The organism is Terrisporobacter hibernicus, from assembly GCF_020809405.1.
Taxonomy (GTDB): Bacteria; Bacillota; Clostridia; order Peptostreptococcales; family Peptostreptococcaceae; genus Terrisporobacter; species Terrisporobacter petrolearius.
Genome location: NZ_CP081135.1, coordinates 3,733,112 through 3,748,256 on the forward strand (window position 1 = coordinate 3,733,112; position 15,145 = coordinate 3,748,256).

At 28.2% G+C, this 15,145-nt stretch carries 11 protein-coding genes; all 11 read left to right on the forward strand.

Annotation, left to right across the window (positions count from 1 at the left end; all coding sequences use genetic code 11):
* Positions 1–18: 18 nt before the first annotated feature.
* The 11 genes from JW646_RS18180 to JW646_RS18230 all read left to right on the forward strand — a co-directional run bounded on the left by JW646_RS18180 (position 19) and on the right by JW646_RS18230 (position 15,129).
* Positions 19–1,290 (forward strand): nickel pincer cofactor-dependent isomerase, group 22, encoded by a 1,272-nt coding sequence (locus JW646_RS18180; RefSeq protein WP_228415899.1) that lies wholly within the window; start codon positions 19–21, stop codon positions 1,288–1,290.
* 498 nt (positions 1,291–1,788) lie between these two features.
* Positions 1,789–4,632 carry a DNA mismatch repair protein MutS gene (gene mutS, locus JW646_RS18185; protein ID WP_228415900.1) on the forward strand — a complete coding sequence of 948 codons (2,844 nt, stop codon included), beginning with the start codon at positions 1,789–1,791 and terminating at the stop codon, positions 4,630–4,632.
* Between the two features lie 57 nt (positions 4,633–4,689).
* A complete protein-coding gene (gene mutL / locus JW646_RS18190) occupies positions 4,690–6,672 on the forward strand; it encodes a DNA mismatch repair endonuclease MutL (protein ID WP_228415901.1) in 1,983 nt (660 codons plus the stop codon).
* A 12-nt stretch (positions 6,673–6,684) separates the two neighbouring features.
* Entirely contained in the window at positions 6,685–7,626 is a 942-nt protein-coding gene (gene miaA, locus JW646_RS18195; protein ID WP_228415902.1) for a tRNA (adenosine(37)-N6)-dimethylallyltransferase MiaA, read from the forward strand.
* A gap of 67 nt (positions 7,627–7,693) precedes the next feature.
* On the forward strand, positions 7,694–7,942 hold the full coding sequence (gene hfq, locus JW646_RS18200) for an RNA chaperone Hfq (RefSeq protein ID WP_074916554.1): 249 nt from the start codon (positions 7,694–7,696) through the stop codon (positions 7,940–7,942).
* A gap of 150 nt (positions 7,943–8,092) precedes the next feature.
* Complete coding sequence (locus JW646_RS18205; protein WP_228415903.1) at positions 8,093–9,373, forward strand: methionine gamma-lyase family protein; 1,281 nt, start codon at positions 8,093–8,095, stop codon at positions 9,371–9,373.
* Between the two features lie 84 nt (positions 9,374–9,457).
* Complete coding sequence (locus tag JW646_RS18210; RefSeq protein WP_228415904.1) at positions 9,458–10,555, forward strand: SIR2 family protein; 1,098 nt, start codon at positions 9,458–9,460, stop codon at positions 10,553–10,555.
* Between the two features lie 26 nt (positions 10,556–10,581).
* Positions 10,582–11,283, forward strand: a complete 702-nt coding sequence (locus JW646_RS18215) for a DUF554 domain-containing protein (RefSeq protein WP_074916557.1) — start codon at positions 10,582–10,584, stop codon at positions 11,281–11,283.
* A gap of 104 nt (positions 11,284–11,387) precedes the next feature.
* Positions 11,388–12,254 (forward strand): kinase, encoded by an 867-nt coding sequence (locus JW646_RS18220; RefSeq protein WP_074916558.1) that lies wholly within the window; start codon positions 11,388–11,390, stop codon positions 12,252–12,254.
* A 601-nt stretch (positions 12,255–12,855) separates the two neighbouring features.
* On the forward strand, positions 12,856–13,365 hold the full coding sequence (gene nuoE / locus JW646_RS18225) for an NADH-quinone oxidoreductase subunit NuoE (RefSeq protein ID WP_074916559.1): 510 nt from the start codon (positions 12,856–12,858) through the stop codon (positions 13,363–13,365).
* A 15-nt stretch (positions 13,366–13,380) separates the two neighbouring features.
* Positions 13,381–15,129: an NADH-quinone oxidoreductase subunit NuoF gene (locus tag JW646_RS18230; RefSeq protein WP_074916560.1), complete on the forward strand. Its 1,749-nt coding sequence runs from the start codon at positions 13,381–13,383 to the stop codon at positions 15,127–15,129.
* Positions 15,130–15,145: the final 16 nt, after the last annotated feature.

Consider the following 15,145-nt stretch of genomic DNA (forward strand, 5'->3'; position numbering starts at 1 on the left):
AGCTAATGGGGGGATTTGATGGATAAAATTAATAACATACTAGAAGAAATAAAACTTCCTGAAGTTATAAAAGTAAAACAAATGTTTAATAAAACAAGTACAAATAACGTGGAAGAAGAAATAAAAAGATTATTAAGTGGGGGAAACTTTAAAAATAAAATTAAAAAGGGAAAAACTGTAGCCATAACTGGGGGAAGTAGAGGAATTAGTAATTATAAAATTATAATGAAAACCATAGTTGATTTTGTAAAAGGCCAAGGTGGTATTCCATTTATTGTTCCAGCAATGGGTAGTCATGGTGGAGGCGATGCAAAAGGCCAAAAGCATATTCTTGAAAAACTAGGAATTACGCAGGAAAATATGGGATGTGAAATAAAGTCTTCCATGGAAGTTGTTGAAATAGGAAAAACAATCAAAGGTTTACCTGTTTATATTGATAAAAATGCTTTTGATGCCCATGGGATAATACTTGTTAACAGAATAAAAGCACATACTTCCTTTAGAGGTGAATATGAAAGCGGTCTTGTTAAAATGCTTGCAATAGGACTAGGAAAAAGAAAAGGCGCAGATATTACCCATTCCTTAAGATTTGAAAAAATGGCTGAAAATATAGTAGAATCAGCTAAGGTATCCCTATCTAAGTTAAATATATTGTTTGGAGTTGGAACAATAGAAAATGCTTATGATGATATAGCTAATATAAATATATTAAATAAGGATGAAATTCTTATAAAAGAACCATTGTTATTAGAAAAGTCAAAAGAACTAATGGGAAAATTATATTTGGACAATATAGACGTGTTAATAGTAAAAGAAATAGGTAAAAATATAAGCGGTACAGGTATGGATACAAATATTATAGGAAGATATCACACTAAAGCTGCATCAGGAGGACCAAATATAACAAAAATAGGTGTGTTAAGTTTAAATAGTAGTTCAAATGGAAATGCCAATGGAATGGGTTTGGCAGATTTTATAAGCAAAAAATTTTACAATAATATTGAGTTTGAAAGCACATATTTAAATGCCATAACTTCTACAGAACCAAATAGTATTAAGCTTCCTATGGTTTTAGAAAATGATAAATATGTATTTAAAGCTTGCGCTAAAACCTGCGGTATTTTAAATTACAAAAATATTAAGTTAGTTATAATAGAAAATACTAAAAATTTAAATGAAATTTATATGAGCAAAGAGGCTTATGAAAGCGTAAGTGAACAAGAAATGGTTGAAACTGAAGGAAGTTATTTTGAAATAAATTTTGATGAGAATGGTAATTTTATCATATAAAATGTTAAAAACATATTAAAATATTAAATTATTGTAAAGTCCGTTAAGATGATGTTAATATGGGAAATATTAATACGTGATGTAATATAATAAAATAAAAAGGAGTGGATAGTATGACTACTACGGCTTGGATATTTATGGTAACGGCGTTTGTTATAATTGGAGGAGCAGCAGGTTTATCTCTTAATAAAATTTTAAAAAGTAACAGATAAGGTCTAATATTAACTTCATTACATCATAGATCAAATGATATTATAAGATTGATAATATTCATATTCAAATAGCTATTTATTTATAAAAAATAAATAGCTATTTATTTTTGTTAATATATTTATAAATTATCTTCTATTTTCAAAAATATCTAGGGCCAACTAAAATGGCAAAAACTATATATTTTTGCAAAACTTCTACAAAAATTTATAATAAATTCTATGTTTTTATAGATAACATATAAATTGTGTTATATGATATAATAACAAAAGATGAGGAGGTAGAAATATGGAGATTGACAGAAATAAACTTACTCCTATGATGAAACAATATTTTGAATGTAAGGATAAATATCCTGATTGTATATTATTTTTCAGATTAGGGGATTTTTACGAAATGTTCTTTGAAGATGCTATCGTAGCATCAAAAGTACTAGAAATAGCATTAACAGGAAAATCTTGCGGTTTAGAAGAGAGAGCACCTATGTGTGGTATTCCCTTTCATGCTGCCGCTTCATATATATCAAAGTTAGTAGAAGCAGGATATAAAGTTGCAATTGGGGAGCAAATGGAAGATCCTCAAAGCGTAAAAGGTATAGTAAAAAGAGAAGTAATTCAAGTGGTTACACCAGGGACTGTGTTGGAAGGAAGCTTACTTGAAAATAAGAAGAATAACTACCTTATGTCTTTATATAAAGTAAATGATAAAATAGGACTTTCTTATGTGGATATAAGTACGGGAGAAACAAATGCAACTTGTATAGCAAAAGATAAAGTTATTGAAGAAATAGCAAAGGTTAGTCCTTCGGAAATAATATTAAATGATCTAAGCTTCAAAGATAATTTAAAAAATATTGCTATGATGGGGAATATTTATATAAATGAAAATTTTGATGAAAATTATTTAAATACAAATATATTAAGTGAATACTTCAGTGAAGATTATTTAAGAAGTTTAAGGTTTGATAATGAAAATTTAATAAAAACTAGTTTATGCATACTTCTTAATTATATATATAATACTCAAAAACAAATAACATCAAATATAAATGTAATAAATATATATAATCCTATGGAATATATGGTTCTTGATATGTTTACTAGAATAAATCTTGAGTTAACTCAAACAATTAGAGGATCTAAGAAAAAAGGGTCATTATTACATGTGTTAGATAAAACGTCAACTGCCATGGGAGGTAGACTTCTTAGAAAATATGTGGAGGAACCTTTAGTTAATAAAAATAAAATAGATGAAAGACTAGATGTTATTGAGGAAATAAAAGAAGATTTTTCATTAAGAGAAGACTTAATAGATATTTTAAAAAATGTCTACGACATAGAAAGAATTTGTGGAAAAATTGCATTTGAAAAAGTTACACCCAAAGAAATGATTAACTTAAAAAATTCCATAGAAAAGCTTCCGCTTTTAAGAGATAGAATAAACTCTTGTGATGGAGATACTATAAAAAAGTATATAGATAATATGGAAGACTTAAAAGACATTTATGAATTAATAGATGAAGCGATCATAGAAGAACCTAGTATTACAATTAAGGACGGAAATATAATAAAATCCTCTTATAACCAAGAATTAAAGGAACTTAGAGATATTTCAAAAAATGGAGCTTTCATGATAAAAGATATAGAAAATCGTGAGAGAGAAAAAACAGGAGTTAAATCTCTTAAAATAGGATTTAATAAAGTTTTTGGTTACTATATAGAAATAACTAAAGTAAATCTTGCAAACTTAGATTTAGAAGGTAGATATATAAGAAAGCAAACTTTAAGTAATGCAGAAAGATTTATAACTGAAGAATTAAAAGAAATAGAAGATAAAATCCTACATGCTGAGGAAAAAATAAAAGCATTAGAATATGAAACTTTTGTGAAAATTAGACAAACTATTTATAGCAACATTGATAGAATTCAAAATGTGGCTAAAATCATAGGTAATGTAGATGTATTTACTTCATTTGCCACAGTGGCTCATATTAATAACTATGTTAAACCAAATATTAATAATGATAGTAAACTGGATATAAAAAATGGACGTCACCCAGTAATTGAAAACATAGTGGGAGAAGAAAACTTTGTTCCAAATGATACTTATTTAAATAGTAATGAAAATATTATAAATATAATTACAGGACCTAATATGTCTGGTAAATCTACATATATGAGGCAAACGGCCATAATTTGTTTAATGGCCCATATGGGTTCATTTGTACCGGCTGATTACGCTAATATTCCAATTTCTGACAGAATATTTACTAGAGTAGGTGCCAGCGACGACTTATCACAAGGTCAATCAACATTTATGGTGGAAATGAGCGAAGTTTCTCATATATTAAAAAATGCCACAGACAAAAGCTTAGTTATACTAGATGAAATAGGTAGGGGGACATCAACTTACGATGGTATAAGTTTAGCTTGGTCCATAGTTGAATATATAGAAAAATATATTAAATGCAAGACTTTGTTTGCGACTCATTATCACGAATTAACTGAACTAGAAAATGAATTTGATGAAGTAAAAAACTACTCTATTGCTGTTAAAGACGATGGAGAAAATATAATATTCCTTAGAAAAATCATAGATCAGGCAGCAGATAAAAGTTATGGTATTTACGTTGCTAAACTTGCTAAGCTTCCAGATGAAGTTATTAATAGATCATCAGAAATTTTAAAGGATTTAGAAAAAAATCATATATATAACGGCTACGCCATAAATGGAGGAGCTAATAAGGAAGATGCTAATTTAGATATAAGGAACGAATGTTCGAGTAACGGAAATTCAGCACTAAACTTAGAATTAGAACTAAAGAAAATTGAAGATAGCAATTTAAAAAATGAAAATGAACATTTGAAATTAGAAAAAGAAAGCTTAAATAAGACTTATAAAAAGCTAAAAAAAGAATATGAAAAATTAAATGATGAATATGAAAGACTAAAAGGAGAAAGCTTGGATAATGTGGTAAATAAAGAAGTGGCTGTAAGTGTGGACCAAATATCTTTTGATGTAGTTAAAGACGATGACATATTAGAAGAAATAAAAAATTTAGACATATTAAGTATGACACCACTTGATGCCATGAACACACTTTTCAATCTTCAAAAGAAAGCCAAGAAATAGAGTACACACATAGGCTTAAAAAAGGACACACAAAAACAAATTCTTTGGAGGGATATTATGTCAAAGAAAATAAACATATTAGATGATATAACCATAAATAAAATAGCAGCAGGAGAAGTAGTCGAAAGACCTTCTTCTGTTACTAAAGAATTAATAGAAAACTCCATAGATGCCAATTCTACACAAATAGTTATAGATATAACTGATGGAGGAAAAAAACAAATAAGGATAACAGATAATGGTAGCGGGATTTTATCTAGTGAAGTGGACAAATCATTTTTAAGACACGCTACTAGTAAAATAAAAGAAATAGATGACTTATACGACTTATATTCTTTAGGTTTTAGAGGTGAAGCTTTAGCTTCCATAGCTTCTGTGTCTCGTTTGGAAATGATTACAAAAACCAAGGAAGAACCCATTGGAACAAAAGTTATTTTAGAAGGTGGAAAAGAAATTTTAAAAGAGCCTGTGGGAACAAAAAACGGAACGACTATTATTATAAAAGATTTATTCTTTAATACTCCTGTTAGACAGAAGTTCTTAAAATCTACACATGCAGAAACTATAAATATAAGTGATTTAATTAATAAGCTTGCCATAGGAAATACACATATACAATTTAAATATATAAATAATGGAAAGTTGATGCTAAATACTCCAGGAGATGGAAAGCTTCTTTCTGTTATTAGAAGTATCTATGGAAAAGAGATAGTTGAAAACTTAATTGAAATTGATGAAAAAGGTGAATGTTGCAGTCTTTCAGGATATATAGGAAATAATAATATTTATCGTTCAAATAAAAACTTGCAGCATATCTACATAAATAATAGATTTGTAAAAAGTAAAATAATATTAGATGCTATAAATGAAGCATACAAAAGTATTATACCCATTAACAAACATGGTGTATGTTTTTTAAATATTAATATTAATCCTACAAAAATAGATGTTAATATTCATCCTACAAAAATGGAAATTAAGTTTGAAAATGACAAAGATTTATATATAGAAATTAGAGATTTATTAAAAAGAAAATTATTAAATACTGCTTTAATTGGTAAATATGAAAGTTATGATAGAAAACCTATTATAAGTGAGCGTAAAGAAGCCTATTTAGCAAAAAAAGAAGAAACTTCTAATACTGTAATTTCAAATAAAATAAATAAAACTATGCCAATAGAAGAATTAGATGATACCAATAAATTTATGTCTTTTGAAGAGGCTTTGAGTAAAGAAAATAATAAAAAAGATAATAAGGAAAGCTTAAATAGTGTTGATAAAAAAGAAGATATTAAGCTTCAACCTTTAGAAAGTAAAAAAGGGGAATATTTTATAGATGGAAATATCGACCTTAGTAAATCATTTACTTTTGATGAACTAGAATATTTGAGTAATGTTAATAATAAAAGTAATGATATTGAAATAATTAAGGAAGAAAATCCTATAAAAAATGAAAATAGATTTTCTATTACGGATTTTAGGGTTGTAGGAAGTATACTTAACACTTATATTGTACTTGAAAAAAATGATGCTATGTACTTATTAGACCAACATGCAGCTCACGAAAAAGTGCTTTATGAAGAATATATGAAAAAATTCAAAAACCACAAAATAGATATGCAAATGTTATTAGATCCTATAGTAGTGGAAATATCAAATGTAGATATGTTGAAGGTAGAATCAAATCTTGACTTGTTTTTAAAATTTGGTTTTGAAATTGAGCTATTTGGTAATAATCACATTATGATAAGAGGTGTACCTACTATTTTTGGGAACCCTGAAAGTGAGAAATTTATTCTTCAAATCATTGATAATATAGAGGATTTGAAAAATAGTTACGACTTAAAAGGAGATAAATTTGCCTCAATGGCATGTAGAGCTGCTATAAAAGCAAATGATAAGATTCATACTATGGAAATGAAAAAACTTTTGTCTCAAATGGAATTATGTGAAAATCCATTTACGTGTCCCCACGGTAGACCTACCATAGTTGAAATATCAAAAAAAGAAATAGAAAAAATGTTTAAAAGAATTATGTAAGAAAGGATTGTTATGAAGAAAATACCACTTATCATCTTAACGGGACCTACGGCCGTTGGGAAAACGGCTTTATCAATAGAGTTAGCAAAGGATTTAAATGCAGAGATTATATCAGCTGACTCTATGCAAATATATGAATATATGGATATAGGAAGTGCAAAAGTTACAAAAGAAGAAATGGATGGTGTAACACATCATATGATAGATGAAGTTAAACCAGATTTTCCTTTTTCTGTTTCAGAGTTTCAAGACAGAGCAAATAAATATATAAAAGAAGTAGCAAATAAAGGTAAAAACGTGCTAATAACAGGTGGCACAGGTTTATACCTTAATTCATTAATTTACAATATGGATTTTGCAAAGTCTAATAGTAATTCTAAAATAAGAGAAGAATTAGAAAAAGAACTTAAGGATAAAGGCATAGACTATATGCATGACAAGTTAAAATCACTAGATAGTGAAGCTGCTTGTAGAATACACAAAAACAACACTAAAAGAGTTATAAGAGCTTTAGAGGTGTGTTTAGATGGAAAGAAAATGCAAGACTTTTCCAACGACTTAAGATACAATGAACAATACTTGCCAATAATAATAGTACTAAACCGTGATAGAGAGATTCTCTACAATAGAATAAACAAAAGAGTAGATATTATGATGGAATCAGGATTAATTGAAGAAGTTAAAAAATTGCTAAGTATGGGATATGATAAAAACTTGATTTCTATGCAAGGAATAGGATATAAAGAAATAATAAAATATCTAGAAGGTGAATACACTTTAGATGAAGCTGTAGAAATAATTAAGAGAGACTCAAGAAGATATGCAAAAAGACAAATAACATGGTTTAAAAGATATAAAGATAGTGAGTGGTTTGACTTAGAAAAGTATGACAATATGGAATTACTTAAAGAAGATATTATGAACTTTATTGAAAATATATCTAAAAATGTATAATATTATAATATAATTGTTTATAGATAAAGAGTTTATTTAATATAATTTAGTCGGGAGGATATTGTTAATGAAAAATACTGCTTTAAATTTACAAGATTTATTTTTAAATAATGCTAGAAAAGAAAGAATACCTGTAACAATATATTTAATGAATGGGGTTCAAGTTAAAGGTTATGTAAAAGGATTTGATAGTTATATAGTATTAATAGAGGGTGAAAACAAACAACAAAACCTAATTTATAAACATGCAGTTTCTACAATAGTACCAGGCAAAAGCATAAACATACAAAACACAAACCCAAATAATACAAAGTAATTTAAATATAAAAGGTACTTATACTAACCTACAAAAATTATAGGTTAATATAAGTACCTTTTTTAATTATTTTCCTTTAAATCTTGAACTTAAATTTTTACTATGATAAAATTTTTAAAGTGACAAATAAAAGAAAATAGGTGAGATTAAGTGCTTAAAGAGACAAGTGAATTATTAAAAGAATATTACGGATTAGATGATGAAACTTTTGATTTATCTAATGAAGTAATGGAAGATATAAAAGATCAATTTGAAAAAATAAAACAAATAAGGGAATTTAACCAATATAAAGTATTAAGAGCTATGCAAAGAGCTCATCTAAGTGACAATCATTTTAACTGGACAACAGGATATGGATACAATGATATTGGCCGTGAAAAAATAGAAGAAATATTTGCAGATGTATTTAAAGCAGAAGATGCTTTGGTTAGGCCAATAATAGTAAATGGAACTCATGCTTTAAGTTTATGTATCCAAGGTATAGTTAGGCCAGGAGATGAGATATTATCAATTACAGAAAAGCCTTATGATACTCTACAAGGTGTAATAGGAATAAGAGAAGAAAAAGGATCTCTTAAAGAATTTGGTGTTACATATGAAGACGTTGACTTCTTGCCAGATGGGAATATCGACTTAGAAGGTGTTAAGAACAAAATAAATGAAAAAACTAAATTAGTAATGATACAAAGATCAAAAGGATATTCTTGGAGAAAATCTTTATCAATTGAAGATATAAAAGAAGCTATAGAAGTGGTTAAATCAGTTAATAAAGACTTAATAGTTATGGTAGATAACTGTTATGGTGAATTTTTAGATACAAAAGAACCTACTGAAGTAGGAGCTGATATTATGGCTGGTTCTTTAATTAAAAATCCAGGTGGTGGACTAGCTTTAACTGGTGGATATATAGCAGGTAGAAAAGATTTAGTTGAAATGATATCTTATCGATTAACTACACCAGGTATAGGAAAAGAATGTGGATTAACATTTGGAACTACAAGAAATGTACTACAAGGATTTTTCATGGCGCCATATGTTACATCTCAAGCTGTAATGGGTGCAATATACTGTGCTAGAATGTTTGAAAAATTAGGATACGATGTACTTCCAAAATATGATGACTTAAGAAGTGATATTATACAAGTTGTAAAACTTAAAAATGCAGAGGAAGTTATAGCCTTTTGTCAAGGTGTACAAGCTGCAGCTCCTGTGGATTCTTATGTAAAACCAGAACCATGGGCAATGCCAGGATATGAAGATGAAGTAATAATGGCAGCTGGAGCATTTATTCAAGGCTCATCAATAGAACTTAGTGCTGATGCCCCAATAAGACCCCCATACAATGTTTATTTTCAAGGTGGGCTTACATTTGATCACTCAAAAATGGGAACATTAAAAGCAGTAGAATATATTAAAAAAATAAATAAATAAATAGAATAATAATTTAAAAAAGTCTTAATATATAATTGTATTAAGGCTTTTTTATATATTAAGGGATAGAGGGTGTTTAATCATATGGAAATATGTGTTTTTTTAGGAGCGGGAGCTTCTGCAGCAGAAAATTTACCTATACAAAATGAATTATTTTCTAATTATTTTAAGAATAGTCTTCCTTTGCATCCATATAGCAAGATGAATACAAATCTTAGAGAGTTTTTTAAAGAAATTTTTAATATTGACGTTTTACTTGATGATATAGATAAGGTTAACTTTCCAACGTTTGAAGAAGTGCTTGGTATTTTGGATATGGCAGAACAAAGAAGAGAATCGTTTAAAAACTTTGGAACAGATACTTATAACAATAGAAGTGGCTCAATTAATATTTTACGACAATACTTAGTATTATTAACTGCAAATTCAATTAACAATGCGGCAAAATCAAGCAATAAATATCATGAATTATTATTAAATAATTTAATGGAAAAAGATCAATTGCTAAATACTACTTTTATAAGTGCAAACTATGATATTCATATAGATAATACAATTTCTAAATTGTATAATAAAGAAAAGATGCCTGCAATGCTAGATTATGGAGTAGATTTTGCTAATTTTAATTTTAAGAATAGCTCTTGGAAAAGACCTTGTGGAAAAACTATAAAATTGTATAAGATACATGGTTCGCTAAATTGGTTATACTGTCCCATATGTTCAAGTTTAACACTTACTCCATATGAAGGTGGTGTAATGAGGATTTTAAATAATCAAGATGAAGCTACTTGCTTGAATTGCAATGAGCGTACAATTCCAATAATAGTTCCACCTACATATTTTAAGAACATGTCTAATGTTTATTTAAGTAGTGTATGGAACAAAGCAGAAGCTTCATTAAGAAAAGCAGATTTGATTATCTTTTGTGGATATTCCTTTCCAGAGGCGGATATTCATATTAAATATATGTTAAAAAGAGTTCAGACTAGTAGAAATAAAAAGCCTTTAAAGATAATTGTATTTAATAATCATGAAAATAAATTAACTTCAGCATTAAAAAAAGAAGAAATGAGATATAAAAGATTTTTGGGTGAAGATATTATTTTTACTAAAGACTCTTTTCAGGATTTTGCCATGAATCCTAATAAATATATAAGTCTTATAAAAAATAATGAAATGTAGTATTAAAAATATTAGGGGGAAAAGGGATGTTTGGAGTAATAGTAAATAGTTTAGCCATAGTTTTTGGAGGATTACTCGGTTTAATAATAAATAAAGGAATACCTAAGCGATTAGACAAATCTATAATGGATGGATTAGCACTTGTAGTTATATATATGGGCATTTCTGGGGCATTAAAAGGAGATAATCCATTATATGTAATAATTTCTATGACTATTGGTATAATCATAGGTGAATTAATTGATATAGATAATTTGTTGAATAAATTAGGTTCATATCTAAATGAAAAATTTTCTAAAAAAAATATATCAGATTCAAGTGAGGAGAATAAAATATCAAAAGGCTTTGTTTCTTCTAGTCTATTATTTTGTGTAGGAGCTATGGCGGTAGTTGGTTCTATACAAAGCGGACTTTCAAATGACAATTCTGTTTTATTAGCAAAATCTGTACTAGATGGAATTTCTTCCATATTCTTTGCTGCATCAATGGGTGTAGGAGTATTATTATCAAGTATAGCTGTTTTTTTATATGAAGGAATAATTACAATAGGAGCTTCTGGCTTATCAAATATACTAAGTACCAGTGTTATAACATATATGACCTGTGTAGGTAGTTTGTTAATTATGGCTATGGGATTAAACATGATTAAAGCATGTGATATAAAAGTTGCAAATATGCTACCAGCTATGTTTATTCCTATAATTATGGGGATTTTCAACATTATTTAGAAGAAGTTTTAGACAAATTATTTATTTGGAAGGAATATAACTCTTAAAATCAAATATTTAGTAATAAAATGAATTAATATTTGATTTTTAGGAGGGGGAACTAAATGATAACTTTTGATATAAACGGAGCAATAATAAAATTTGATGAAAAAAGAGATGAGTATAACACAATTAGAAAAAATTTTAAATTGTATGGAGATGAGTGTTCTAAACAATTTATGGATTACTGTTTGGACAGTGTAACAAATACTAGACACATAAGTGAAAAGCACTTAGAATATGGTCAAAATTTAGTTTGTGAGGTAATAAGAAAGGGTGTAGAAACTCTTGTTGGATATAATATTATAACAATTGATTTTAATTTGTTTAAAGAGCTATATTGTAATAAGTATTTAGATTTTCAAAGACTTTTTAATAACGTAACTAGAGATTTATCAAATTCTAAAAATAAAAAAAATATAAAGCTATTTGATATTAAACCAGTAATATCTAAACTTTGCGGATATCTTTATGAAGATTGTTTTAGTGTACATCTTGCTGTTTTAGATGCCCTAATAGATAATGGTGTAACAGAAGTTAATTCTTATATAGACAAAAAATCTATTAGACAATCCAATGCTCTTTTTAATAACTATAAAGATGGATTTATTAGCAAGTTAGATGGATGTAAGGTAGTACAAAAGATTATAATGTCAAATCCATATAGAAAAGAAGTTTATGAGTTTCTTATCAAAGAAGATGGTGATTTTTCAGGAGAAATAGAAAGTCTAGCAACATACTTAGGATTTGATTTAAAAGAATATAAAAGTTTTTTAATGGACATGTACATAAAAGAATTGATGGATGTAGGTGTGGTTGATATTGACACTGCAAAAGAAAAAGTTAAAAAGTATGCAAAATATATAGGCTGTAAAGATGATAGTATATTTATAACTAGAATTGATGCTATATATACTTTTGAAAATGCATAGAAAAAAGCTTCTACTTGTTAAGTAGAAGCTTTTTGTATATTTGAAAAATTCAAAAAACTTTTGTAAATTAGGTTAATATTTTATTTAGTTAATTTATTTAACAAATACATATGCAAGATAGTTTTATTGTTAAAATTAATAATGTTTACTTTGATTAATATGCTACTTATACACATGTATATAATTATTTATAATAATTACTAAAAGTGAGAGTTTTATTTAATTAAATAATATTTAAAGTAAAAATGACTAATATACAAATAAAATAAAAGTAAATATAGTATTATTGTTTATTTTTATTAAACTTCCCTATAAAGTGGTAATACTATTGATTAAAATAATTAATTACTAAATAGAATAATATTGTTAATTATTATTATAAACTATGCGTTAATTATACTGTTATTTTTACAAAAAATTCTGATAATAAAGCATAATAAAAAAAATACTTGAAGAAAAGATATAAAAACCTAAAAATCGGTTAAATAAATAACAAAATTACAAGTTTTTTGTTTGCTATAATTTCCTTTTTTTGCTAATATTATTAGTAGTAGTACATATACCTAATAAAGATACAATTTTTAAATAGGGGGTAAATTAAATGAGTGAAAAATGCTGTTGCGGGACTGATAAATGTCAAGACTTCAAAGAGCTTGATCCCGTATTAGACAAATATGCCAAAGTACCTGGAAGTTTGATAACTATTTTACAAAAAACTCAAGATATCTATGGATATATTTCAATTGATGCCATGAATTATATTTCAGAGGCAACAGGTATAAAAACTGCCAAAATATATGGTGTTGCCACATTCTATGCGCAATTTAGATTGCAACCAATAGGAAAGTATTTAGTAATGTTATGTCAAGGAACTGCATGCCATGTAAATGGATCTGAAATGATTGAAGAAGCTGTTTGTGAATTATTAAATATTCAAGATGGCCAAACAACAGAAGATGGATTATTTACTTTAAATAATGTTGCATGTTTAGGATGTTGTTCATTAGCACCTGTTATGATGGTTAAAAGTGCAGATGGTGATGAAACTTATGGAAACTTAACTAAAGATTCTGTTAAAGAAATATTAACAGAAATTAGAGAAAGATCATAGGGGGGGTGAATAGTAATGAAAGTTATAATCGGTCAAGGTAGTTGCGGTGTTGCAACTGGAGCAAAAAAGACAGCAGCAGAATTTGAGAGACTTATAAAAGAAAAAAACCTAGATGTTAAGGTTGATATTACTGGTTGTGTAGGTACTTGTTATCTAGAGCCAATTGTAGATGTATATGACGATAATGAAGTAATGACAAGATATGTAAAGGTAAAACCAGAATGCGTTTTAGAAATAATAGAAAAACATATTGTTAATGGGGAAATAGCTACTGATTTAGCAATATCAGATGAGGATAAATTATTTATAGAAAAACAAAAAAGAGTTGTACTTAGAAACTGTGGTTTAATAAATCCTGAAAAAATAGAAGAATACGTTGCAGTAGGTGGATATGAAGCTACTAAAAAAGTAGTAACTTCAATGACGCAAGAAGATGTAATAGAAGAAATAAAAGTTTCAGGACTTAGAGGTAGAGGCGGAGCAGGATTCCCTACTTGGTTTAAGTGGAATGCAGCCTTACAAAATAAAGCAGATCAAAAATACATAGTGTGTAATGCAGACGAAGGTGACCCAGGTGCATTTATGGATAGATCTGTTTTAGAAGGTGACCCTCATTCACTTATAGAAGGTATGATAATTGGTGGATATGCAATGGGCGCTACTGAAGGTGTTATATATGTTAGAGCTGAGTACCCTCTTGCTATACATAGACTTGAAATAGCTATGGCACAAGCTAGAGAAAAAGGTTTTCTTGGCAAAAACATATTTGGATCAGGATTTGATTTTGATTTAAGAATAAAAGCAGGTGCTGGAGCATTCGTTTGTGGTGAAGAGACTGCACTTATAGCTTCTCTTGAAGGTGAGAGAGGTATGCCAAGACTTAAACCACCATTCCCAGCACAAAAAGGATATTGGCAAAAACCTACTAATATAAATAACGTTGAAACTTATGCTAACGTTTCCTGGATAATAGTAAATGGTGGAGTTGCATTTGGTTCAATGGGAACTGAAAAGAGCAAGGGAACAAAAGTATTTGCTCTTGCTGGCAAAATTAAAAAAGGTGGACTAGTTGAAGTGCCTATGGGTCTTCCACTAAAAGATGTTATATTTGGAATAGGTGGAGGTATCAAAAAAGATAAAGCATTCAAGGCAGTTCAAATGGGTGGACCATCTGGTGGATGTATACCATCTGCTTTAATAGAAACTCCTGTTGATTATGAAAATATTAATAAAACTGGGGCTATAGTTGGTTCTGGTGGTATGATTGTAATGGACGAAACTACATGTATGGTTGACATGGCAAGATATTTCCTTGATTTTACTAGAAAAGAATCTTGTGGTAAATGTAACTATTGTAGAGTTGGTACTAAGAGAATGCTTGAAATATTAGAGAGAATCACTAAAGGTGAAGGTAAGGATGGAGATATAGAGCTTCTTGAAGAGTTAGCAGTAAAAATAAAAGATGGTTCTATGTGTGGTCTAGGTCAAACTGCTCCTAACCCAGTTCTTACAACTATTAAATATTTTAGAAATGAGTATGAAGATCATATTTACAATAAAAAATGTACAGCTAAATCATGTAAATCTTTAATTACATTTAATATAACTGAAGATTGTAAAGGATGTAGGGCTTGTGCTAAAAAATGTCCAGTTGAAGCTATATCAGGTGAAAAGAAAGAAATGCATGTAATAGATCACGATAAATGTATAAAATGTGGTAAGTGCGAAGAAACTTGTAAATTCGGCGCAATAGTTAGAGACTAGGGGAGGAGGATGATAA

Bases quoted from the DNA above. Each gene is read 5' to 3' on its own strand.
- hfq (WP_074916554.1), top strand. From the start codon at position 7,694: ATGAAAAATACTGCTTTAAATTTACAAGATTTATTTTTAAATAATGCT.
- nuoE (WP_074916559.1), top strand. From the start codon at position 12,856: ATGAGTGAAAAATGCTGTTGCGGGACTGATAAATGTCAAGACTTCAAA.
- mutL (WP_228415901.1), top strand. From the start codon at position 4,690: ATGTCAAAGAAAATAAACATATTAGATGATATAACCATAAATAAAATA.
- JW646_RS18180 (WP_228415899.1), top strand. From the start codon at position 19: ATGGATAAAATTAATAACATACTAGAAGAAATAAAACTTCCTGAAGTT.
- miaA (WP_228415902.1), top strand. From the start codon at position 6,685: ATGAAGAAAATACCACTTATCATCTTAACGGGACCTACGGCCGTTGGG.
- mutS (WP_228415900.1), top strand. From the start codon at position 1,789: ATGGAGATTGACAGAAATAAACTTACTCCTATGATGAAACAATATTTT.
- JW646_RS18230 (WP_074916560.1), top strand. From the start codon at position 13,381: ATGAAAGTTATAATCGGTCAAGGTAGTTGCGGTGTTGCAACTGGAGCA.
- JW646_RS18210 (WP_228415904.1), top strand. From the start codon at position 9,458: ATGGAAATATGTGTTTTTTTAGGAGCGGGAGCTTCTGCAGCAGAAAAT.
- JW646_RS18215 (WP_074916557.1), top strand. From the start codon at position 10,582: ATGTTTGGAGTAATAGTAAATAGTTTAGCCATAGTTTTTGGAGGATTA.
- JW646_RS18220 (WP_074916558.1), top strand. From the start codon at position 11,388: ATGATAACTTTTGATATAAACGGAGCAATAATAAAATTTGATGAAAAA.